Annotated in this window: 26 protein-coding genes; 17 read left to right on the forward strand and 9 right to left on the reverse strand. The window is 46.1% G+C overall.

The window, feature by feature from the left end:
• Nucleotides 1-78: 78 nt before the first annotated feature.
• Together C232_RS0103855 and vrrA are read right to left on the reverse strand one after the other, a co-directional pair.
• Nucleotides 79-1,038 carry a 4-hydroxy-3-methylbut-2-enyl diphosphate reductase gene (locus tag C232_RS0103855; protein ID WP_018661468.1) on the reverse strand — a complete coding sequence of 320 codons (960 nt, stop codon included), beginning with the start codon at nt 1,036-1,038 and terminating at the stop codon, nt 79-81.
• Nucleotides 1,039-1,219: 181 nt separating this feature from the next.
• Nucleotides 1,220-1,930 carry a VrrA/YqfQ family protein gene (gene vrrA / locus C232_RS0103860; RefSeq protein WP_018661470.1) on the reverse strand — a complete coding sequence of 237 codons (711 nt, stop codon included), beginning with the start codon at nt 1,928-1,930 and terminating at the stop codon, nt 1,220-1,222.
• 190 nt (nt 1,931-2,120) lie between these two features.
• Here vrrA and C232_RS0103865 point away from each other — a divergent pair, with 190 nt between their 5' ends.
• From C232_RS0103865 to C232_RS0103875, 3 genes are all read left to right on the forward strand, one after another.
• Nucleotides 2,121-3,431, forward strand: coding sequence for a DEAD/DEAH box helicase (locus C232_RS0103865; RefSeq protein WP_018661472.1), 1,311 nt, complete (start codon nt 2,121-2,123; stop codon nt 3,429-3,431).
• A 36-nt stretch (nt 3,432-3,467) separates the two neighbouring features.
• A complete protein-coding gene (locus C232_RS0103870) occupies nt 3,468-4,358 on the forward strand; it encodes a deoxyribonuclease IV (protein ID WP_018661474.1) in 891 nt (296 codons plus the stop codon).
• 290 nt (nt 4,359-4,648) lie between these two features.
• A complete protein-coding gene (locus tag C232_RS0103875; RefSeq protein WP_018661476.1) occupies nt 4,649-6,175 on the forward strand; it encodes a C40 family peptidase in 1,527 nt (508 codons plus the stop codon).
• A gap of 76 nt (nt 6,176-6,251) precedes the next feature.
• Here the strand turns inward: C232_RS0103875 and C232_RS0103880 are convergent, their stop codons facing one another.
• Nucleotides 6,252-6,506: a DUF2624 domain-containing protein gene (locus C232_RS0103880; protein ID WP_026314464.1), complete on the reverse strand. Its 255-nt coding sequence runs from the start codon at nt 6,504-6,506 to the stop codon at nt 6,252-6,254.
• Nucleotides 6,507-6,652: 146 nt separating this feature from the next.
• On the opposite strand from C232_RS0103880, the gene C232_RS0103885 reads away from it, so the two are divergent.
• The 3 genes from C232_RS0103885 to C232_RS0103895 are packed head-to-tail and all read left to right on the forward strand — an operon-like array spanning nt 6,653 to nt 8,714.
• The gene (locus tag C232_RS0103885; RefSeq protein ID WP_018661480.1) at nt 6,653-7,423 is read left to right on the forward strand and encodes a metal ABC transporter ATP-binding protein; all 771 of its coding nucleotides are present in this window, start codon (nt 6,653-6,655) and stop codon (nt 7,421-7,423) included.
• 1 nt (nt 7,424) lies between these two features.
• On the forward strand, nt 7,425-8,288 hold the full coding sequence (locus C232_RS0103890; protein WP_018661482.1) for a metal ABC transporter permease: 864 nt from the start codon (nt 7,425-7,427) through the stop codon (nt 8,286-8,288).
• Nucleotides 8,289-8,714, forward strand: coding sequence for a Fur family transcriptional regulator (locus C232_RS0103895; RefSeq protein WP_018661484.1), 426 nt, complete (start codon nt 8,289-8,291; stop codon nt 8,712-8,714).
• A gap of 29 nt (nt 8,715-8,743) precedes the next feature.
• Here the strand turns inward: C232_RS0103895 and C232_RS0103900 are convergent, their stop codons facing one another.
• A complete protein-coding gene (locus C232_RS0103900; protein WP_018661486.1) occupies nt 8,744-9,331 on the reverse strand; it encodes a 5' nucleotidase, NT5C type in 588 nt (195 codons plus the stop codon).
• A gap of 169 nt (nt 9,332-9,500) precedes the next feature.
• Between C232_RS0103900 and C232_RS0103905 the strand changes: the two genes are divergently transcribed.
• On the forward strand, nt 9,501-9,848 hold the full coding sequence (locus C232_RS0103905) for a hypothetical protein (RefSeq protein ID WP_018661488.1): 348 nt from the start codon (nt 9,501-9,503) through the stop codon (nt 9,846-9,848).
• A 105-nt stretch (nt 9,849-9,953) separates the two neighbouring features.
• Here C232_RS0103905 and ispG read toward each other — a convergent pair whose 3' ends face one another.
• Together ispG and C232_RS0103915 are read right to left on the reverse strand one after the other, a co-directional pair.
• On the reverse strand, nt 9,954-11,051 hold the full coding sequence (ispG, locus tag C232_RS0103910) for a flavodoxin-dependent (E)-4-hydroxy-3-methylbut-2-enyl-diphosphate synthase (protein ID WP_155891537.1): 1,098 nt from the start codon (nt 11,049-11,051) through the stop codon (nt 9,954-9,956).
• Nucleotides 11,052-11,290: 239 nt separating this feature from the next.
• Nucleotides 11,291-11,635 carry a LysM peptidoglycan-binding domain-containing protein gene (locus C232_RS0103915; protein WP_018661492.1) on the reverse strand — a complete coding sequence of 115 codons (345 nt, stop codon included), beginning with the start codon at nt 11,633-11,635 and terminating at the stop codon, nt 11,291-11,293.
• A gap of 214 nt (nt 11,636-11,849) precedes the next feature.
• Here C232_RS0103915 and C232_RS0103920 point away from each other — a divergent pair, with 214 nt between their 5' ends.
• From C232_RS0103920 to C232_RS18365, 4 genes are all read left to right on the forward strand, one after another.
• Entirely contained in the window at nt 11,850-12,335 is a 486-nt protein-coding gene (locus tag C232_RS0103920; RefSeq protein ID WP_018661494.1) for a DUF456 domain-containing protein, read from the forward strand.
• 106 nt (nt 12,336-12,441) lie between these two features.
• Nucleotides 12,442-13,050, forward strand: a complete 609-nt coding sequence (sodA, locus tag C232_RS0103925; RefSeq protein WP_018661496.1) for a superoxide dismutase SodA — start codon at nt 12,442-12,444, stop codon at nt 13,048-13,050.
• A 231-nt stretch (nt 13,051-13,281) separates the two neighbouring features.
• Nucleotides 13,282-14,505: an MFS transporter gene (locus C232_RS0103930; protein ID WP_018661498.1), complete on the forward strand. Its 1,224-nt coding sequence runs from the start codon at nt 13,282-13,284 to the stop codon at nt 14,503-14,505.
• A gap of 101 nt (nt 14,506-14,606) precedes the next feature.
• Nucleotides 14,607-16,805, forward strand: a complete 2,199-nt coding sequence (locus C232_RS18365; RefSeq protein ID WP_018661500.1) for a peptidoglycan D,D-transpeptidase FtsI family protein — start codon at nt 14,607-14,609, stop codon at nt 16,803-16,805.
• Nucleotides 16,806-16,910: 105 nt separating this feature from the next.
• Here the strand turns inward: C232_RS18365 and C232_RS0103940 are convergent, their stop codons facing one another.
• Nucleotides 16,911-17,270 (reverse strand): hypothetical protein, encoded by a 360-nt coding sequence (locus C232_RS0103940; protein ID WP_018661502.1) that lies wholly within the window; start codon nt 17,268-17,270, stop codon nt 16,911-16,913.
• A 238-nt stretch (nt 17,271-17,508) separates the two neighbouring features.
• Between C232_RS0103940 and rpmG the strand changes: the two genes are divergently transcribed.
• The 4 genes from rpmG to C232_RS0103965 all read left to right on the forward strand — a co-directional run bounded on the left by rpmG (nt 17,509) and on the right by C232_RS0103965 (nt 19,981).
• Entirely contained in the window at nt 17,509-17,658 is a 150-nt protein-coding gene (rpmG, locus tag C232_RS0103945; RefSeq protein WP_018661504.1) for a 50S ribosomal protein L33, read from the forward strand.
• 167 nt (nt 17,659-17,825) lie between these two features.
• Nucleotides 17,826-18,377, forward strand: a complete 552-nt coding sequence (locus C232_RS0103955; protein ID WP_018661508.1) for a 5-formyltetrahydrofolate cyclo-ligase — start codon at nt 17,826-17,828, stop codon at nt 18,375-18,377.
• A 145-nt stretch (nt 18,378-18,522) separates the two neighbouring features.
• Nucleotides 18,523-18,699, forward strand: a complete 177-nt coding sequence (locus C232_RS19980; protein ID WP_018661510.1) for a hypothetical protein — start codon at nt 18,523-18,525, stop codon at nt 18,697-18,699.
• A gap of 109 nt (nt 18,700-18,808) precedes the next feature.
• Entirely contained in the window at nt 18,809-19,981 is a 1,173-nt protein-coding gene (locus C232_RS0103965; protein WP_018661512.1) for a rhomboid family intramembrane serine protease, read from the forward strand.
• 3 nt (nt 19,982-19,984) lie between these two features.
• Here C232_RS0103965 and C232_RS0103970 read toward each other — a convergent pair whose 3' ends face one another.
• On the reverse strand, nt 19,985-20,914 hold the full coding sequence (locus tag C232_RS0103970) for a hypothetical protein (protein ID WP_018661515.1): 930 nt from the start codon (nt 20,912-20,914) through the stop codon (nt 19,985-19,987).
• Nucleotides 20,915-21,052: 138 nt separating this feature from the next.
• Here C232_RS0103970 and C232_RS0103975 point away from each other — a divergent pair, with 138 nt between their 5' ends.
• Both C232_RS0103975 and C232_RS0103980 read left to right on the forward strand, forming a co-directional pair.
• Nucleotides 21,053-21,262, forward strand: a complete 210-nt coding sequence (locus C232_RS0103975; RefSeq protein WP_026314467.1) for a YqgQ family protein — start codon at nt 21,053-21,055, stop codon at nt 21,260-21,262.
• A 5-nt stretch (nt 21,263-21,267) separates the two neighbouring features.
• Nucleotides 21,268-22,236 carry an ROK family glucokinase gene (locus C232_RS0103980; RefSeq protein WP_018661519.1) on the forward strand — a complete coding sequence of 323 codons (969 nt, stop codon included), beginning with the start codon at nt 21,268-21,270 and terminating at the stop codon, nt 22,234-22,236.
• A gap of 177 nt (nt 22,237-22,413) precedes the next feature.
• Here C232_RS0103980 and C232_RS19220 read toward each other — a convergent pair whose 3' ends face one another.
• On the reverse strand, nt 22,414-22,587 hold the full coding sequence (locus tag C232_RS19220; protein ID WP_018661523.1) for a DUF2759 domain-containing protein: 174 nt from the start codon (nt 22,585-22,587) through the stop codon (nt 22,414-22,416).
• Nucleotides 22,588-22,683: the final 96 nt, after the last annotated feature.

Below are 22,683 nucleotides of genomic sequence, written 5' to 3' on the forward strand. Positions count from 1 at the left end.
GCGGGCGCCCGGCTAACAGGCATCTTGAAACGAAAATCCCCGGCACTTCGTGATAAAGTGCCAGGGATTTTTAATCCGTCAAGCTTTGCGGGAGAGCGCCGGATTTTTCACTTTTGGAAGGATTTTGCTTAACGGCACTTTCCGTTCATGCTGCCAGGTTGTTTCGTCTTCGGGATCGTATTGTTCTAAAAAGGCAATCACTTCCCGCACAATGGGTGTGGGAGTGGAGGCCCCGGCTGTCACAGCTGTTTTTGAAACATCCTTTAGCCATTCCAATTTGATTTCGGAAACATCGGCGATGCGGTATGCTTTTGTGTGCGCAATTTCTTCCGATACCTGGGCAAGCCGGTTTGAATTATTGCTTCTCGGGTCACCAACTACAAGCAGCAGATCTGCTTCCTTTGCCTGCTCGGCAACTGCTTCCTGGCGGATTTGCGTTGCATGGCAGATCTCGTTATGCTTTTCGGCGGCAGGGTATTTCTGCTGCACGAGTTCCATAATATCGGACACATCCCACTGGCTCATCGTTGTCTGGTTCGTGACGATCACTTTTTCATTGCGGATATCAAGTGCTTCCACATCTGCTTTCGTCTCGACCAGGTGAACGATATGCGGGGCCACCCCTTTTGCACCTTCAGGCTCGGGATGGCCTTTTTTTCCGATATAGATGACATCATAGCCTTCTTTTTCTTTTTCACGGATCAAATCATGCGTTTTCGTTACATCCGGGCATGTGGCATCAATGGCCACCAGCCCTTTTTCCTCCGCAAGGGCGCGGACTTCGGGCGAAACGCCGTGTGCGGTAAAAATAACGGTGCCCGTTTTTACTTTTTCCAATATTTCTTTACGGTTTTTTCCGTCAAGGGTAATGATCCCGTCTTCTTCAAATGCATCTGTTACATGCTGGTTATGGACGATCATGCCGAGTATGTAGATCGGGCGCGGCAAGGTTTTATCTAAAGCGGCATTGCGTGCAATGACCATTGCGTCCACAACACCGTAGCAGTATCCACGGGGAGAAATCTTAATTACTTCCATTTTCATCCTCCTAATTGGGCTTTGTTTGGACAAGATCTGTACGAAGTCACATAAAATTTCACACGATTTCAATGATATTATATCGGAATTCAGCGCAATGTTCAAAACGAAGCACAACAGGCGCGGCAGGCTGTAACCTTAAAAACCGTTTGTACAGCGCGTACAAACGGTTGATAGCGGTCTAGATAAACAGTTTGGGTACCGAAGCGCCTTCCGGTTGCCTTTTTTCGTGCTTGGGTTTGGCTGCTGCCGGGCTGCCGGCGGTTTCTGCTGTTGTTGTCTGCCGGCTTTGACGCGATTTTTTTGCAGTTGTTGCACCAGTTTTACGGGTTGTTTTACGGGTTGTTTTGGCGCCGCTTGTTGGCTGCTCATCTGCTGCTTCGTTATCCGCATCGTTTTCTGTATCATTTTCTGTATCGTTTTCAGCATCATTTGCCGGGGCATTTTTTAAACTGCGGTACATCTTCCACATCGCAGGCAGGTTTTTCACGATCGGGCCGTACTGCTGGATGACCGGGCCGACCTGCTGCGCGGTTTTCAGGACGTTTTGGGTATTGTTTAAAAATGAACTGATTGAATTTGGATTGGCTAAAGTTTTGATCAGCGAGCCCCCGCCATCTGCCCCCCTTTGAAAAGCATTTGCGGCATTCGCGGCAGCGCCCTGCCCGCCGCGCTGGAACAATCTTGACAGCAGGCCGCCCTGCCCGCGCCCCTGTCCCATCATGCTGCGGCTGCCTAATACACGGGCGTTTTGCCCGAATGGCGCGGGTCTCCCCACCGGCTGTTGGAAGTTTACCGGGCGCCCCATGATCATCGGGTTCCGCTGGATCTGCCCCATGGGTCTCCCAAAATTTGCCTGGCCAAACGTCGGCGAAATATTTCTTGGCGGCATTTTCAACATCTCCTTTTCTTCAAACATATTGCCCGCTAATACTATATGCATGATGGCCTGAAACGTCTGGTAACGGGGCGGAAATCTTTCCACTGTTGGAAGATATGGATGGGAGAGTGGAAGTTTTTTTAAATGTCGATTATAATAACAAGACGTTCATATTGCGGGTGGAATAAAAAGGAGTGGAAAAATGGCAGAAACAACTTGGAAAAAATATCATTTTAAGCCTTTTATTGAAACGGCGATTGATTATAAAGGTTTCCGTGAACCAACGGAGATTCAGGAAAAATTGATTCCGCTTGTGCTAAAAGGCGAAAGCGCAATCGGCCAGTCTCAAACCGGCACAGGAAAAACGCACGCCTATATTTTGCCGATCCTCGAAAAAATCAATCCGGACAGCCGGGAAGTCCAGGCTGTGATTACAGCCCCGACAAGGGAACTTGCCAGCCAGATCTATCATGAAATTCTCGATGTGGTGAAATGGAAAGAAGAAGGCGCAGAGATCACGGCGCGCTGTTTTATCGGCGGAACGGACAAGAAGCGTGATATTGAAAAATTAAAAAAGCAGCCCTCCATTGTTGTCGGGACACCCGGCAGGATCCATGATCTCATCAAGGAACAGGCGTTGTTTGTGCATACGGCTAAAACTTTGGTGATTGATGAAGCGGACGTAATGCTGGATATGGGTTTTATTGCGGATGTTGACCAGATTGCCGGACGGCTGCCGAAAGATTTGCAGATCCTCGTGTTTTCTGCAACCATCCCGGAGAAATTAAAACCGTTTTTAAAAAAATATCTGGAAAATCCGAAATTTGAGCAGGTCCAGCCACGCCGGATTTCAGCTGAAAAAATCGAGCATGTCCTGGTTTCGAAGCGTTCAAGGGAAAAAATCGATGTTTTGTATGATGTTTTAAAGGCCAGCAATCCGTATTTGGCGATTGTTTTTACCAATACAAAAGCTATGGCTGAAGAAGTGTATTCCCAGTTGAATGAAAAAGGTTTGAAAACGGCCCGGATCCATGGCGGTTTAGCGCCCCGTGAAAGGGCAAAAACGATGAAACAAATAAAAAATCTGGACTACCAGTATATTGTTGCGACGGATCTGGCAGCGCGCGGCATTGATATTGAAGGGGTCAGCCATGTGATCAACTACGAACTGCCAAAAGATTTGACTTTCTATGTGCACCGCGCCGGCAGAACTGCACGAGCCAATCTTTCAGGGGTTTGCGTGACGATTTATGAGCCAAGTGATGAACATGCCCTGGTTGAACTTGAGAAAATGGGGATCGTATTCCACAATAAGGACCTGCGCCGCGGCGAATGGGTGGACATCCACGACCGCAACCGCCGCAAAAAACGTGTCCGCCAGGCGGATGATATTGAAAAGGCGGCAAGAAAAGCAATCGGCAGGCCGAAAAAAGTCAAACCGGGCTACAAAAAGAAAATCGAACGCCAGGTTGAAGAAGTGAAAAAACGCCATAAAAAAGCACAGAAGAAATAAAGAAAGTGTAAGTGTAATTGGAAGGGGAGAACGAAAATGTTGAAAATTGGTTCGCATGTTTCCATGAGCGGGAAAAAAATGCTGCTTGCATCGAGCGAAGAAGCAGTATCATACGGCGCCAATACTTTTATGATCTATACGGGCGCCCCGCAAAATACCAGGCGGAAAAAAATCGAAAACCTGAATATTGAAGCGGGCCGCGCCCATATGAAGGAGCACGGGATAGAGGAAATCGTTGTCCATGCCCCTTATATTATCAACATCGGAAATACCGTGAATCCGGCAACTTTTGAATTAGGGGTTAATTTTCTAAGATCGGAAATAGAGCGGACAGAAGCGATCGGAGCAAAGCAAATTGTATTGCACCCGGGCGCGCACGTGGGGCAGGGGCCGGAAAAAGGCATCCCAAAAATTATTGAAGGGCTGAATGAAGTGCTGACAGCCGGGCAAACGGTCCAGATTGCACTCGAAACCATGGCCGGAAAAGGATCAGAGTGCGGAAGATCTTTCGAGGAACTGGCAATGATTATTGAGGGCGTCAAGCAAAATGACAAGCTTTCGGTTTGCTTTGATACTTGCCATACCCATGATGCCGGCTACGACGTGAAAGACCATTTCGACGATGTACTTGAAGAGTTTGACCGGGTGATCGGCCTTGACCGTTTAAAAGTGCTGCATATTAATGACAGCAAAAATGAACGCGGCGCAAGAAAGGACAGGCATGCCAACATCGGATTCGGCTATATTGGCTTTAAAGCATTGAACGATATTGTCCACCATCCGCAGCTGGAAGACATTCCAAAAATATTGGAAACCCCGTACGTGGGAGAAGACAAGCAGACAAGAAAACCGCCGTACAAATTTGAAATTGAAATGCTGAGAAACGGGCAATTTGACGAAAATCTATTAGATAAGATCATGGCATAACTTGTTAATAAACGGGCTGCCGCCTGCAAAAAAAGCCGGGAAAATGGTTCAATGATCCCGCTTTTATTTGCAGGCGGCATTTTTTTGTTCTTCAGGATTTTAAACGTCCTTGTGCAAAATGAAATCTAATTGTAATCTAAATGTCGAAGTTTGGTGCTATAATTTTAACTATAGTAAATATTAACAGATTCCGAGCAATTTTTACATCATTGCCAGATTACGAGATTAACAGATTACAGATAGAATTTCAGATTTTTTGAAACACGATACATAGCAATGGAGGAGTTATTGTGAATAAGAAGTTTTTGTCTTTGACTGTCGCAACGGTAATTGGAGCAGGCAGTACATTTATCCCATTTAGCAAAGCGTTTGCAGATAGCCGGATAAACAGCATTCAGAACCAAAAATCTCTCGTCCAATCCAGCATTTCCGGCAAACAGAGCGAAATTTCCAGAATTTTGTCTGAACAGCAGGACATGCAAAAAGATATGCAGGCAGTTGCCGGTAAGATCAAAAAAAATAACGAACAAATCAGCGAAAAGACACAGGAAGTAAAAGAAACCAAGGCACAGGTTTCCCAGTTAAACGATAAAATCAAAGCAACGGAAAAAAGAATTCAGGAACGGGATAAAGTGTTGGAAGAACGCGCACGCAACATTCAAAAAAGCGGCGGCTCTGTCAATTATTTGGATGTTGTTCTTGAAGCAAAAAGCATCAGTGACCTCGTAAGCCGTACGGCAGCTGTTACGACTTTTGTAAATGCCGACCGCTCGATTTTAGAGGCTCAGGAGAAAGACAAAAAGGAATTGAAGGATTCAAAGGAAACGTTAAACAAGAAACTGGGCAGCATTCAGGCAGCGCTTTCGGATCTTCAGGATTTAAAAGAAGCCAATCAATACCAATTGGCTGACCAAAAAACCATGGCTGCAGCGATGGAAGAGCAAAAGCAGTCTATTTCCGAAAAAATTTCTAAGCTGAAGGCACAGGCTTCGTCGTTAAATGCAGAGGAAAAGGCTGCGCTTTCACAGCTTGAAAAGGCACAGGCGGCATCCGGCAGCTCTTCAGAAACCAAACAGGCAGCCGCCGATACGGCTTCTTCACCATCAAAATCCGACCAGACAGCCTCTGCATCCGGCAGTTCGAATGATGAGCAGGCGGCTTCCCAAACGGATTCCGGTTCAAGCACGAATTCCGGTTCCAATTCAAGCTCAAACAATTCAAGTTCAAGCAATTCAAGTTCAAGCAATTCAAGTTCAAGCAATTCAAGCTCAAACACGAACACGGATTCAAGCAAAAGTTCAAGTCCTAACGTTAAGCGTTCAAGTTCACAAGCAGGCAGCCACCAAGCTTCATCCGCCGCGCCAGCCAGGAGTTCAAAAGCAAGCGCCACATCAGGCAGCACATCAAAGAGCGCTTCCCGTACCATTGAAGCCGCAATCAGCGCAGGTTCTTCCCTTGTCGGGCGTTCCCCGTATAAATGGGGCGGCGGAAGAAACGCAGCCGATATTGCAAACCGCCGCTTTGATTGCTCTTCATTTGTGCACTGGGCATTTGCCCAAGCCGGCGTAAACTTAGGCGGAGCAGGTGCGACAACGGATACATTGGTTGCGCTTGGAACGCCTGTCAGCCCGTCCCAGCTAAAACGGGGCGATCTGGTCTTCTTCCATACCTATAAGACGATCGGCCATGTCGGGATTTATTTAGGTAACGGAACCTTCCTGAATGACAACAGTTCGCACGGTGTTTCGATTGACTCCATGAATAATGTGTATTGGAAAGGCGCTTTTGAAGGCGTAGCAAGGCGCGTCATTCACTAATCATTCATTGATGAGTAAAAAAACGGCCCAGGGGAATTTTTTCCCGCGGGCCGTTTTTTACTGTGATGATAGATCGCTATTTTGCAAACATCACAAAGACACGGTTGATTTCTCTTGCAGTTTCAGGGCTTGTAAGTTTGGCGATGTCCTTGATTGCCTTGCTGCGCGCCTGATCGTCAAAGATATTCAGCTGTCTGCCGCGTACATAGTCCGCAATTTTCTCTGCTTCTTCACGGCTGACCTTTACTTTAAACTGGCGGGCATATTTGTACAGTTCATCCCCCGTAATCAAATTAATCTTATAGTTGACCATATTTTGTATCAGTTTCACTTTTGCATCACTCCCAATAAAAAACATATGCGTCTTCACCGGAAATGTTCCTTCATGCTTTAAACGTTTGGCGTGACACTTTACAACGATAAGGTGCAAGTGTATAATATATAAATCGGAATGATTCTGATTGAGGGAGAATTGAAATGAGTGAGAATATAATTGAAGTGGCTGATGTTTCATTTCGGTATGACCGCGATGATGTGCTTGAACATATCAACCTGGATGTACCAAAGGGAGCATTCCTTGGCATTGTCGGACCAAATGGCTCTGGCAAATCCACGCTTTTAAAATTAATGCTTGGCTTGTTAAAACCGCAGGCGGGTGAAATTCGTTTATTCGGCAAGCCGCTCGCCCGTTTTAAAGACTGGAGCCGGATTGGATTCGTATCGCAAAAAGCGAATTCATTCAATACGGGTTACCCGGCAACCGTTTTGGAAGTAGTTGCAAGCGGCTTGGCCACAAAGACGGGACTATTCCGGTTTATGGGCAGCGAAAGCAGGAAAGATGCTATTGAAGCGATCCGGTCAGTGGGGATGGAAGATTATTTGCACCAAAATATTGGCGAACTGTCCGGGGGCCAGCAGCAGCGCGTATTTATTGCGAGGGCGATTGTCAGCAAACCGGAAATCCTGATTCTGGATGAACCGACAGTGGGGGTTGACCATCAGCATGTCCAATCCTTTTATGAAATGATGGAGATCCTGAATCAGCAATTGGGCATCACTCTTATCCTTGTCACACATGATATTGGCGCGATCACCAGCAATGTCACGCATGTGGCCTGCCTCAATAAGCATTTATATTTTCATGGGGAGAGAGAAAAATTTGAAGAGCTTGATGATGCAGAAGTCTCTTCCTGGTACCATCATGATATCCAGTTGCTTTCGCATGAACATGAATTAGAAGGAGTTTAAAATGATTTCAGCGTTTTTCCACTACGAATTTCTGCAAAATACTTTTATTACGGGGATGATCATCGGCATCATTGCCCCATTAATCGGCAGCTTTATTGTTGTGCGCCGTCTTTCACTGATTGCGGATGCTTTAAGCCATGTAACCTTGTCCGGCATTGCCGTGAGCCTGTTTTTAAGCAATAAAATCGCGGTTTTATCCGGGTTAAATCCTTTATATATCGGCACCGGCTTTTCGGTTCTGGGCTCGGTTTTAATTGAACGGTTAAGGAGCGTTTACCGCCATTATCAGGAATTGGCGATTCCGATTATTATGTCGGGCGGTATCGGCATCGGCTTAATCTTCATTTCGCTGGCGGGCGGCTACAATGTTGATTTAATGAACTACTTATTCGGCAGCGTCAGTGCTGTGAGCCGGACTGATTTATGGTTGATCATTGCCATCAGCATTGTTGTTTTGGCAGTCGTCATCCTGCTTTACAAGGAATTGTTTGTACTTTCTTTTGATGAAGAATTTGCAAAAGTGTCCGGCATCCCCGCAAAATCAATTCATCTGATTTTTATGGTCCTAATTGCACTGGTGATTTCAGCAGCGATGAGGATTGTCGGAATAATGCTTGTTTCAGCCTTGATTACATTGCCTGTCGCCGCCAGCATCCGCATCAGCCGCGGGTTTAAACAAATGATTTTGTTTTCGATTGTTTTTGGGGAGATCTCCGTAATGGGCGGGCTGGTCAGCGCTTTTTATTTAAATTTACCGCCGGGCGGTACAATTGTTTTGATTTCCATCATGATTTTACTTGTATCCATTTATTTGAAACGTCTGCGGAAGCAGCGTCCGCTTTCACAAAAAAAGGGTGTGATTTGAATGCTACTGGAGGATGCAATTGAAATTTTAAAAGAAAAAGGCTATAAACATACGGGTAAACGGGAAAAGATGCTCGGGCTTTTTTCCCGCTGCAATAAGTATTTAACGGCAAAAGATGTGCTGGAATCAATGAAAGATGATTATCCGGGCTTAAGTTTTGATACGATTTACAGGAATTTGTCGCTATTTGAAACGCTTGGTATTCTTGAAGTGACGGAATTGTCGGGTGAAAAACATTTCCGCTTCAAATGTTCGACCGATCAACACCATCACCACTTTATTTGTTTGGCATGCGGGCAGACAAAGGAAATTCCGGAATGCCCGATGCCGATTATCGACCGTGAACTGGAAGGCTATGCCATCACCGGCCATAAGTTTGAAGTATACGGCACATGCCCCGAATGCCTGGCACACGGGCATATTTAAAAAATCCACACAAAGCGTGTGGATTTTTTTTATATTCCGGCATTGGCAGAAGCCGTTGCCCATTCCCGGATCCATTTGTTTGCTTCCTGCCAATTTTTTACCCTTACGACATTTTCGGGAACCGTTTCCCGGTTGTAAGGCGTGTCAAAAAGGAGGACGGGAATGTTCAGTTCTTCCGCAATCGCAACTGCATTGTCATGCTTATCTTCGAGGAAAACATCCACATTATATTTTTTAGCGGTTTCCACTTTATGGTGGGTGCCGATCAATTCAATATGGTGATATTGCAGCTGCTGTTTGGAAAACCACTTTTTTGTCACGTCAAGCAAGCGGGTTGCCCGCGCGCTGATGAAGTAAAGTTCAAAAGCTTTTGCCCAATCCGTTAACACTTCTTTTGCCCCTTCGGCAATCGGCGATTTTTCATAAATCAGCGGTTCTGATTGCAGAAACCATTTGTTAAATTTTTCAGGCTGAACATCAATTACATCAGTGATTTCATATTTTGTTAAGTCTTCATATTTTAAATTCAGATGGAACGCTTTATTGATAAAAGGCAGAAGAGACTGCGGGCTGGTAACCGTCCCATCGATATCAATCCCAAAACGTTTTTTTGCCATTATTCAAAAACTCCTTTACTCAAGTATACAAAGTGTAGCACAAAAACAGTAAAAAGGTAAAATATACGCCTGCAGCTTATGTTCCGGCAGATGCTGAAATTGCCAGCATGAAAAGCCGCATTCCGGCACAAGCTAAGCGTGCTCCTATTCTTAAAGCGGAGGGATGCATGTGGACGAAGGCAACCGTAATCAATCATTGCTGCCATATGGGGACGGTCATGAAAACGCGACACCGGATTACCGTGAAGAAACCGGAGCTGAACTATCGGCCCCGGTACGCGGTTCAAACGACAGGCAGCAGGAGGATAACGAAAGGGGAACAAGCATGTTTTACGGCTGGGCTTCCCTGATCCTCGCCGTTTTTTCCTTGTATTTCCTGCCGGTTGTATTCGGGTTGGCTGCGATCCTTTTGGGGCTTGCAGCACGCCGGAAAAACGCCGCAGCTCTTGGGGTATGGGGCATCGGAATCGGAGCAGTATCCCTGATCCTTGGGCTGTTTGTGTATCCTTTCTTTTAATGGTAACGCATGGAAACCGGGGAGCCGGTGCGTACTAACGATTTGCAAACAATTACAGCAGGATCAAAATCACCCCCGGGCGTAAAGGTCCGGGGGTGATGGGGGTTATACTACCGGGTTTTGCCCGGCTTGTTTTTTGTCGTACTCTGCCACCAGTGCATTAATTTCTTTTTTCAATTCTTCCACCATATGTTCTTCAGGGACTTTCCGCATAATTTTTCCTTTGCGGAACAAGAGGCCTTCGCCGCGTGCGCCGGCAATCCCGATATCCGCTTCTCTTGCTTCACCGGGGCCGTTTACTGCGCATCCAAGCACAGAAACTTTGATAGGCGCTTTAATGGTTTGTAAGTATGCTTCGACTTCGTTCGCAATGCTGATCAAGTCAATCTCAATCCGGCCGCACGTCGGGCAGGAAACGAGCGTCGGGGCATTCGAGGCAAGGCCGAAGATTTTTAGAAGTTCGCGGGCGACTTTTACTTCTTCAACGGGATCTGCACTTAAAGAGATCCGGAGCGTATTGCCAATGCCCTTGCTTAACAGCGTGCCAATCCCGGCCGCGCTTTTGATGGTGCCGGAGAAAAGCGTCCCCGATTCGGTAATGCCAAGGTGGAGCGGGTAGTCAAACGTTCTTGCCGCTTTTTCATAAGCTTCAATGGCGAGCCTGACATCTGATGCTTTCATGGAGACGATGATATCATGAAAATCAAGATCTTCTAAAATTTGGATATGGTGCAGGGCGCTTTCAACCATGCCATCCGCCGTCGGGTAACCGTATTTCTGTAAAATATGCTTTTCAAGGCTTCCGGCATTGACGCCGATGCGAATCGGAATTCCGCGTTCTTTGGCCGCTTTCACAACTGCCTCGACCTTTTCGCGCTTCCCGATATTGCCGGGATTGATTCTGATTTTATCGGCGCCGCCTTCAATCGCTTTTAATGCCAGGCGGTAATCAAAATGGATATCTGCCACAAGCGGGATATGAATTCTTTTTTTAATTTCAGGAATCGCTTCGGCCGCACGTACATCCGGACAGGCGACACGGACAATTTGGCAGCCTGCTTCTTCCAGGCGCTCAATCTGCCTGACCGTGGCATCGACATCATGTGTTTTCGTTGTTGTCATGCTTTGAATAAATAATTCGTTGCTTCCCCCGATTGTTAAATGACCGACCTTGACGGGGCGCGTTTTTGAACGATGTATGATTTCACCCAAGGGTAATTCGCTCCTTTATTGAACTATCAATCTATTGAAAGATAAAGTGAAACTGCCATCAGCGGGAGTTTTCCTTCATCCCCTGCTGATTAGAAAATGAACAAAGGCCAAGAACTCAGGCGTCCTGTTGCAACGCCTCCTGCGACATGCACCTTACTGCCCGTTATGTTGGGATAAATAGTACCAGATTATATTGTATCAATTTTCAACAACACTTGACAAGAAATTGCTTAATTTTGGTTGGAAGAATGATAAATCGGAAAACGGTACGTCTGGCCGATTTGAATGTCTTCGGGTGTGATGCCGTTATTCAGGCGGCTAAAATCTTGGATCACTTTTTCAATAGAAAGATTGGAAGAGGTGTTGGATAGCTTTTCAACTATGGTCAGAACGGTATCGCCGGGATTTACTTGTACGGTGGCAATGCTTTCTTCGGGTGCAGGAATTTCATTTTCGAAAGAGACAGGCTGGATTTCCCGGGCATATGAGGCAGATGGAATGGTGCCGACATGGATATCATAGTAAACACTGTAAATCATGATCAGGGCCGCGAATATTGCGATGATTTTTTTCATTTTGGGACAAGCCTCCCTTTCAAATGGTGCTATATATATATGCGGATAAAGCGACGTATAGAACCACTGAAAAAAGTTATCTTATCATGGCAAAACAGTGGCATTCTTAGCGTGCGGCATTCCACGCTTTTTTGGTAAACTATAATATATGTTGGAAGTGGGAGGAGGATGATTGCAAGCGGAAAGGGAAGCATGAAAATGAAGGAGGGGTTTTATGCTCGATACGATTTATTGGATCATCATTGCTGCTTTGATCGCGATATCATTTATTGGTTTGGTCTATCCTATCATTCCGGGGATGTTGTTTTTATTCGGCGCATATCTTTTGTACGGGATTTGCTTTTCCTTCGCGCCGCTTCACTGGCTGTTTTGGGCGGTTGAGATTCTGCTTGGGATTCTGTTGTTTTTTGCTGACTCCGTGACAAATTTATGGGGGGTAAAAAAATATGGCGGTTCAAAAGCCGGAATTTGGGGAAGTACGATCGGATTGCTTGTCGGTCCGTTTGTCATTCCTGTGGCCGGCATCCTCATCGGCCCGTTTTTGGGTGCCGTGGCAGGGGAATGGCTCGTGCACCGGACACGGTTGGCAGAGGCCGTAAAAATCGGGTTTGGCTCAGTCATTGGTTTTTTAAGCAGTATTGTGGTAAAAGGGGTCATTCAAATCATCATGGCTGTCTATTTTTTTATCACCGTCCTTTAAAAACTGAATCAAAATAATTGCTTGTCAAGGGGGATTTTGGTAAATTAAATATGACAATCGTATGAACTTTTACGGTTCAAATATTTTACATAGGGGAGGAAAAGAGATGACTTACACATTACCGCAATTGCCGTATGCTTATGATGCACTTGAACCTTATATTGACAAGGAAACGATGAATATCCACCATACGAAACACCACAACACATATGTCACCAACTTGAATCAGGCATTGGAAGGCCATGATGATTTGGCAGCCAAATCTGTTGAAGATTTAATTTCCAATTTGGATGCGGTTCCGGAAAATATCCGTACTGCGGTCCGCAATAACGGCGGCGGGCATGCCAACCACTCGCTGTTCTGGACACTGCTTTCGCCAAATGGCGGCGGGGAACCAAAGGGCGCATTGCTTGACGCGATTAACAGCAAATTCGGCAGCTTTGAAAAGTTCAAAGAACAATTTGCTGCCGCTGCAAAAGGACGCTTTGGCTCCGGCTGGGCGTGGCTTGTTGTCGACAACGGCCAACTGGAAATCACCAGCACGCCGAACCAGGACAGCCCGCTGTCTGAAGGAAAAACACCGGTTCTCGGACTGGATGTTTGGGAACATGCTTATTACTTGAAATACCAAAACCGCCGTCCGGAATACATTAACGCGTTCTGGAACGTCGTCAACTGGGATGAAGTGGCAAAACGCTACGAATCCGCAAAATAATTTCAAAAGAGAGGGTGTGCCAGTTTACCGGGCACACCCTCTTATTTTTGCGCGTGAAGAGCGTGACCGGACCGCTGTTCAATCATCTCCCTCCTGTAATAGAGATTTTTTCGGGACATGCCGCCGATTTCACGCCCAACCGCCCCGCACTTTCTAAACGGAACTGTAAACATATGCATAATCGCTCCGCTTTTTCAAACAATAAAGAGGATGAAAAAGGGGAGTTTTTATATGAAGCATTTTCAAAAGTGGTTTGGAGATATTGAACTGTCAAGGGATTTATTTTTGCTGCTTTCAATTGGCGGCCTGTACTCTTTAAGCGTTTCCCTTTCCAATTCTTTTGTCAATATTTACTTATGGAAGCAGACAGGTGCATACATAGATTTGGCAGTGTATAACTTAACCGTTGTCATCTTGCAGCCGTTGACTTTTATTATTGCCGGGCGCTGGGCAAAAAAAGTCGACAGGGTCATGGTATTTAGGATTGGCGTCATTTTTCTGGCGCTGTTTTATTTGAGCGTGCTGTTTTCCCGGAACCATGCCAGCCAGTATATTGTTTTGCTTGGCGCCCTGCTGGGAGTTGGTTACGGTTTTTACTGGCTTGCTTTTAATGTGCTGACGTTTGAAATCACAGAGCCTGAAACGAGAGATTTTTTCAACGGCTTTCTGGGGGCGTTCAATTCGGTCGGGGGGATGATCGGGCCGTTTGTTGCCGGTTTGATGATTTCATTGATTGGGAAGAACGGCTATACGATTGTGTTCGGGCTGTCGCTTCTATTGTTTGCTGTGGCCGTTGTGCTGAGTTTCTTTATAGAACCGCGGCCAGCTCACGGGCGCTATTTGTTTAAGCGCATTCTTGAGGAGCGCCGGAATAATCTGAACTGGAAAAGGATTACCAACGCCCATTTTGTCCAGGGGCTGCGCGACGGGACATTTGTTTTTATGATTTCGGTCTTTGTATTTCTTTCAACCGGGAGTGAACTTTCCCTCGGTACATTCGGACTGATCAATTCCTGCCTGCAATTTATGGGCTATACATTGGTGACCAAGTTTGTGAAGACCAAGCACCGCCATCGTTCCATTTTTTTGGGCGGGCTGCTGCTGTATGCTGCGGTTTTTCTATTCGTTTTTGAAGTATCGTATCCGCGCATGTTAATTTATGCGGCCTTGATTGCAATTGCTTACCCGTTGTTGTTGGTGCCCTATAATTCGATGACGTATGATGTCATTGGCAGGGCATGGAAGGCAGCGGAAGCACGAATTGAGTATGTTGTGGTTTTGGAAATATTTACAAATGCCGGAAGAGTAATGTCTATCCTGCTTTTTATCGGAGCCGTTACTTTTTTTAATGAAAAAACAAGCATTCCGGTTTTAATGGTTTTCATTGGTGCCGGCCATCTATGCATTTCCTTTTTCACAAGAAACATTCATCTTTTAAAAAACGAGGGGTCCTGAAATTTTCATCCTGCTCCGGCACGATTCTATTTTTTTATAGCCAGAAGCCTCTTTTTTCGCTAAAATGAGAATAGATGGTTGACGAAAGGAGCAGTAAAGTTTTGAAAAAGAAGAAGCGAAAAAAAAGATCGCATATTCCGTTTCGGATGAATATGCTGTTCTTTGTTGTTTTTGTGCTTTTTTCAATCTTAGTCTTACGTTTGGGCATTGTTCAAATTGTCTACGGGCAGGATTATAAAAAAGAACTCGAACAGACAGAAGATCAGACGATTAATACTTCTGTTCCCCGCGGCAGGATACTTGATCGAAACTATAAGCTAATTGTTGGAAATAAACCGCTGAAAGCCATTACGTATACAAGAACCACGAAAGATGACAGCAAGAAAATGTTAAGCATTGCGAGAACACTGGCTGCCATTATCAAAAAAGATTCAGATTCCGATTTAAAACAAATTACAGAACGGGATAAGAAAGACTACTGGTTGCAGACCCATCCGGATGAAGCAAAAAAGCTCGTATCCAAAAAAGAACAGACAAAATTGAAAAATAACAGTGACAAAATTTATGCTTTGCAGCTGAAACGGATTACAAAGGACGACTTAGATTCTTTAACAAAGCAGGATCTTGAAGTGCTGGCCATCTACAGGGAAATGTCTTCCGGCTATGCCCTGTCACCGCAGATTATCAAAAACCAAAATGTCAGCAACAAAGAATATGCGATTGTCAGCGAAAATCTGACGTCACTGCCGGGGGTCGATATTAAAACTGACTGGGACAGGTACTATGTTTTTAAAGAGTCCAACGGCGATTCTGTGCTCGGTTCTGTGCTGGGCGGCGTGACATCAGAAAAAGAGGGGCTCCCTTCCGATAAAGAACAGTACTATACGGCGCGCGGTTACAGCCGCAATGACCGTGTCGGGACAAGTTATCTCGAGCAAGAGTATGAAGATGTGTTGAGCGGTGAAAAAGAGAAAGTAAAAACCAAGACGGATAAATCCGGCAATGTGGTAAAGTCAACGGTCGTCAGCAAAGGGAAGCAGGGGGACGACCTTGTCCTGTCTGTTGATATTGAACTGCAGAAACAGGCTGAAAAAATTCTCACGGATGAACTAAAAGCGGCAAGGGCCAGCAATCCGTTAGTGGACCGCGCTTTCGTGACGGTGATGAATCCAAATACCGGCGAAGTCCTGGCAATGGCCGGCAAACAATTTAAAACGAAGAACGGCAGTGTTAAAGTTGCCGACTTTGCACTTGGAAACATGACAACCTCCTATCCAATGGGTTCAGCGGTAAAGGGTGCAACAGTTCTTACAGGGTATCAAACCGGCGCGATTTCGCCTGGCACTATCTTTACTGATACGCCGCTTCATTTTCGCGGAACCTCTGTGAAAAAATCATGGGTTAACGGCGGCATGGGGAGTATTAACGATTTAACCGCCCTGCAAAGGTCTTCCAACGTCTATATGTTCAGGCTTGCCATGAACCTTGGCGGCCAGAGGTCATATGTTCCAAACAGTACATTGGATATTAATAAAATGAAGGCGATTCGCCAGTTCCGTAAATATTTTGCTGAGTTCGGGCTTGGTGTCAAAACCGGCATTGACCTTCCCGGCGAGGTCAGCGGTTTTCAAACGGAAGTACCGCCAAATAGCGGGAATGTGCTCGACTTTGCGATCGGGCAATTTGATACGTACACACCGCTGCAGCTTGCCCAATATGTTTCAACGATTGCAAATGGCGGCTATCGTGTACAGCCGCATATTGCAAAAGAAATCCGCAAGCCAAGCGGTGATGGGAAAACGCTCGGTGCTGTTGAGAAGGAAATCGGCACGACTGTACTGAACAAGGTTGACATGAGCCAATCAGAAATTGACAGGGTGAAAGAGGGCTTTTACCGCGTTGTCAATGTGCCGCGTGGAACGGCATACGGCCGTATTGACTCCAGCTTGAAAGCAGCAGGCAAAACGGGTACGGCCCAGGCCATATATGGCGGCGAGAAGGTGGAACAATATGCTGCAGCCGGAAAAACGCGTCCGGCACTCTGGAGCGAAGCCTGGAATTCCACCTTTGTAGGATATGCCCCATATGATCATCCGGAAGTGGCCATCTCCGTTGTTGTACCGTGGTCTTATATGGGGAGTGCAAGTGATCCCCACACCAACTTGCAAATTGCCAACCGGGTGTTTAAAGCTTATTTTAACCTGAAGAAAAAAGAAACAAACCAAAACGCAAACGCGGCCGAGCAAACGATCCAAAATCTCAGCCAGGCAAAAAAATCACAATCCGGTTCGGATGAATAAAAACTGAAATAAATTTTTGCAATGAAAAACGGATAGCGGGGATTCCCGCTATCCGTTTTTCGTACTGATGAAGTTTGGTCATCCTCCTGGTTCCATCATCTGCCGTCAGCCCCTGTTTTCGGCAATAATCAACTGGACATCCTTGACAGCCAGGGAGGACTGATTTGCAATCTGCTCAAAGGTCAGCCCCTGTTCGTAGAGGGCCAGCACCTGGTTTTTGACAATTTCATTGACTTGTACCCGTGTGCCCTGCTTTTTTGCGGCTGCATTTATAAGGGGCTCCCCCAAAAGCAATTCTTCTTCCAGCACCTGCAGCCTTTTCTTTATTTTGTACGTTTCCTGGAAGAATTGCATGGATAAGTCTTCCACATCCTGTTCCACCAGCTTCGTGCGGTCTTTTTGAAATAAGGATACAACAAACAGCACAGAAGATAAAATCAATAAGACCAGTATCGTATCGGCCATCGCCATTTCGCTCCTTTAGCTGATCTTTTTTGCAGCCGGCCGCTGCATGAAAAACAATCTAATCCTACCATTAAACCGCTCAAAAGTTAACCCGGTTTAATGAAAAAACAGCATGACAAGTTTTCCGCAGTGAATTTTATTTTTGGGAAAAAACATGCTGGTATTTCATGCGGAAAAATGCTATGATAGTAAAGTCGTATGAATAGTTGATGAAATGTCTATGTTTGGAGGGATTAACATGCGTGTAAATATAACATTAGCTTGCACAGAGTGCGGTGAGCGTAACTATATTTCAACAAAAAATAAGCGTACGAATCCGGACCGTATTGAATTGAAAAAATACTGCCCGAGAGACAAACGTGCAACTGTGCATCGTGAAACAAAGTAAGCAGCAGGATATTCCCTGCTGTTTTTTTGTAAGGAAAACTGCGTTGTCCGAGGCCGGGCATTATAAATTTTCACCGGGAATGCCGGAACAGAATCCCGAAGCCGGCACTTTGCCTGCTGTCCGGCCCGCTGCACGCTGCATTTTGAAGAAAACGAGGGGGAAATGGGATGCCTGCTGAAAAAAACCAATTACGGAAACAAATCAAGGCTATGCTTTCGGAAATGCCCCGATCTGAGTATGAAAGCAGATCGCTTGCACTTGCCGGCCGGCTTTTCGCCTCAAGCGCCTGGCAGGAGGCAGATACGGTGGCCCTTACTATCCCGCGCTTTCCTGAAGTGGATACCATCCCGATGATTAAAAGAGGCTGGGGAGAAGGCAAACGGATCTGTGTGCCAAAATGTATTCCGGCGCCGAAACAACTGGTATTCAGGGAACTGCGCAGTTTTGATGAACTGGAGACCGTTTATTTCGGTTTATCCGAACCGATTGTGGAAAAGACAGAGGAAGTTGCGAAGGATGAGATCGATTTAATGGTTGTCCCCGGGCTGGGGTATACAAAAAACGGTTTCCGGCTTGGATACGGCGGCGGCTATTATGACAGGTATTTGGCGGACTTTGCCGGCGAAACCGTGGCGCTTGCATTTAAAGAACAAATGATTGCCGATTTTGCCGTAGAAAGCCATGATATCCCGATTGGTTCAATCGTTACAGAAAAATAAAGTAAAGCTTGCACCGTTCGAGCCCGAAGCCTTGCTGCCCGTTATGTTGGGATAAAATCTTTCTGCATTGGAAGACTAATAAGAGCGGAGGCATCCGGCCCCCGGGCCAGGCTCCGCTTGAATAACGGTGCAGGGAGGAATCATTATGAATGGTTTGCTCAAATGGCTGGCAGTGCTGATGTTTGTTACGGAAGTTTACAGGAACCGTTACCGCGTTTTGAATGTGGTGCTTGGCAATTACTTTTTAAGAAAATGGGCGGTGGCATCTGCCATGCGGATCCCCGGTTTTCGCTCACGCATCATGCAGTCCGTATTGAAATAAACGCAAATCGGTTTCGAAAAGGATGGGTGCAAATGCTTGAATTCCTTTACATACCATCCTTTTTTTCGTTATAGTATAAAGAAAGACCTAGGAAAAGGCAGGGGAAATTGTGAGCAGCCGGGAAGATTTCTTGTTTTGGAGACTGGGCCACTATTTTGTGGTCGAAAAAGGGTACCGGATCATCCATTTAAGTGAAGGCCATGATGAAATGTGGCTGGAGAATACTGCAAATAAAAGGGCCCCATTCGTGCGCATGTTAAGATATGATCTTGACTGGGGCAATTGGTTATACAAGGATATACAAGACACAGGCGCGCAGGCGGAGAGTCTCTGCCGGCAGCTGGGCCGAAATAATCTTCGTGTATTAAACGTGTATGTCAGCGAATATGCGCCTGTTGATGATTACAGTTCCTATATAAAAGAACCGCTGCAAGTCAATAAAGGCAGAGCGGCAGTACATACCATCCTTTTTGAAGGCGAACAGTTTACAGAAGGGTTGAAGCAGCTGAACAGTTTGATGAGCGGGGATCTTGAAATTGCACTTGCCAATCACTACACGGATGAAGATACGGCATTGTTAAAACGGACGGTACTAGAAGCGGCATTGCAGAAAAATAAACAGGAAAAACAATTGTTTAATGCAGGCACCCCGTTCTTTACGTATCTGTTTCTAGCCGTTCAAATTGCCGTGTTTGTGGTTATGACGTTTGCAGGCGGGACGCAAAACACGGTAAATTTGATCCGGTTCGGCGCCAAATATAATCCATTAATTATTGAAGGCGAATATTGGCGGTTGATTACGCCGGTTTTTATCCATATTGGTATCCTGCATCTGTTGATGAACTCGCTCTCTTTGTATTATATCGGGCCGCTTGTGGAAAGAATTTACGGACGGCTGCGTTTTGTCTGGATTTACTTGTTTGCCGGCTTTTGCGGCTGCCTGGCCAGTTTCTTGTTCAGCACCCATATTTCGGCCGGGGCAAGCGGCGCCATTTTTGGATTATTCGGCGCCTTGCTTTATATCGGAACGGCTTATCGCGATTTATTTTTCCGGACGATGGGTTCAAGTGTGATTATGCTTGTGATCGTCAACCTCGTTTTCGGCTTTGCGGCTGCGGGGATCGATAACTTTGGCCATATTGGCGGCCTTGCCGGCGGCTTCCTTGCTGCTGCGGTTGTCCATCTGCCAAAGCAGAAGCGGATTCCGGTACAAATTGGTGCATCAGCCGTCACCGTTTTGGCAGTAGCGTTTCTGCTTTACCTGGGTTTTTACGGAGCGTAGTGTTTACGAAATCTTTTGTTTCAGCAGCACAAATTGCAGATGGCGGTCCGGGATCAGTACATACAGCATCGCGGCTTGCCTGTTGATTAAAATCAGGGGAACATAACTGCCGATTGGCGTTTCCGGCGGGCTGTTCCCGTTTTTTATGCCGAGGACATAGTTTTTATACAGGCCCTCCCACAGCTGGCCGATCACTTTTTGCGTCCGGGCGCGGTCAAGGCCGGGCAGGCTTTTGGTTTGCCAGGCTGCAATTTCGGTAAGCGGAATTGCACTCAGCCCGGGAACGTCAAGTTTGTACTGCGCTTTTCCTTTTTGCCATACTGCCTGCAGCCTGTCATCCGTATAGGCCGTTAACGTGTTTTGCCATTCCTTTTCTGCCCGCGACTTTGGAACAGAAAAAGTAATGGGAGGGCTGAATTTGGACAGGACGGCATAACGTGTTGCAGCTGACATACTTTGTGCGCTTTTGAATGAACTGCCTTCATGCAATTCCCCGTAGTGGAAAGATACAGCCTGTAAAAGGGTGCTTTCCTGTACGGTAAGATCTTTCGCCTGAAAGAGGGAGCTGGTATCTTTTTTCCACGTTTTTTCGCCAATCGTACTGTACAGGCGGCCGTTTGCAAAAACCAGCCCGATATCCTGGCGAAGATGAGCATTTTTCTCCAATATCGATTGTACCGACCACCGCAGTATCATTCTGTTTGCGGAAACGGCGGCCTTTTTTTCCAGCGTTGTACTGGATAATGAAAATGTGGTCCCTTCATCAATTGGAAAATAAAGAATGCTTTCTTTTGCAGCATGCGGCCAAAAAAGATAAGCAGAAAACAAACAGATGATGCAGATGAGAAAAACAAATGAGCGCCTTTTGGCCATCGGATTCACCTCGGAACACAGGGCGGCTTGTCCTGCTGTTATGCGTACAAGCGCCGGCAATGTAATATCCTTATAAAACGATATGCGGTGTACGGGTTTTTATGAGGAATGGCTGACTTTTTTTCATGCTTGTTAAAAGCTGCACAATTGACTATACTTTTCTTGAAACGATTTTTTGAAATTGAAAGTTGGGTAAGAATGAGAACGCTTTATGATGTCCAGCAGTTATTAAAGAAATTTGGTATTATTGTTTATATCGGGAACCGCATGGCCGATCTCGAATTAATGGAACTGGAACTGAGGGGGTTGTACCAGTCCAAATTGGTCGAAACGCGGGATTTTGAAATGGCTTTACTGATCATCAGACAGGAAAAAAGAAAAGAAAAAGAGAAACGAAATCGAGGGTGAGACACATGGCGGAAAAATGGATGGTTGGTGTTGATTTAGGGGGCACGACAACAAAACTGGCTTTCGTAAACAGTGAGGGTGAATTCAGGCACAAATGGGAAATTCCGACTGACACATCTGAACAGGGAAAAGAAATCCTTCCCAATATTGCCAATTCAATCGCTGCGCAATTAACCGCACTGAAGCGGGATCAAAAAGATATTGAAGGCATTGGCATCGGTGTGCCCGGCCCTGTTGATATGGAGACAGGCATTATTTATGAGTCCGTAAATATCGGCTGGCCGCAAAACTATCCGGTTACAGCGACATTGCAGCAATTGTCCGGCTTAAAAGTGGTGATTGACAATGATGCGAATGTCGCCGCGCTTGGTGAAATGTGGAAAGGTGCCGGGGAAGGCGCAAAGGATTTGGTGCTTGTCACATTGGGGACAGGTGTCGGCGGCGGGGTCATCACAGGCGGAAACATCATTCACGGCGCAAAAGGAGCAGCAGGGGAGATCGGGCATATTACAGTTATCCCGGAAGGCGGCGAACAGTGTAACTGCGGAAAAACAGGCTGCCTTGAAACGGTTGCCTCTGCTACCGGGATTGTCAGAACGGTGAAAAGGCGGCTGCCTTTATTTGCCGGCAGTTCGCTGTTAAAAGACCATTATACAAACAGCGGCAATGTCACGGCGAAAGATGTTTTCGACTTTGCGGCTGGCGGCGACCGGCTTGCGCTGGAAGTCGTAGAGGAAACAGCAAAATATTTGGGGCTCGCGCTCGCAAACATTGCAAATACGTTAAATCCTGAAAAAATCGTCCTCGGCGGCGGGGTTGCAAAAGCGGGGGATACACTGTTAAAACCGCTGCAGGCGTCTTTTTCCCAATATGCCTTTAATACGGTTGCAAAATCGACGGTTCTTGAACTGGCGGCCCTTGGCAATGACGCCGGTGTGATCGGCGCTGCCTGGCTTGTAAAAAATATAGGATAGGCTTGGTATCCATACCGCGACTGCATACTGCTTTTTAAAAACCGTCCTGGCAGAGGCGCGGCCCGGACGCAATGGTTTTCCCGTACTTTTGACTGTAGGATCCTTGGAAAAAACCGGGGCAGCAAACAGGAAGAAAGCGCAAGCCGCTGCCTGCGCTTTCTTCCATTGCCGCATCTTTTAAGTCAGTGCCGGATAACCGGAGTGGACAACCGTCATCACGGTAAACCAGCCGAAAAGGGCAAACGTGATGAAGCCAAACATAAATCCGAGTCCGTTTTTCTTTTTCACAGCCGTTATCATGCCAATAAAAGCAAGAATCGTTACAAGCCCAAACAAAATGACAGTTCCCATAGGCGCCCCCTTTCCCGTATATATAACAAAACATGAAAAGGCATACAATTATTCTTATTTTATAATTTGGCAGAATATTTGTCGAGAGAAAAAAAT

Origin of the sequence: Heyndrickxia acidiproducens DSM 23148 (genome assembly GCF_000374345.1) — a bacterium.
Taxonomy (GTDB): domain Bacteria; phylum Bacillota; class Bacilli; order Bacillales; family Bacillaceae_C; genus Weizmannia; species Weizmannia acidiproducens.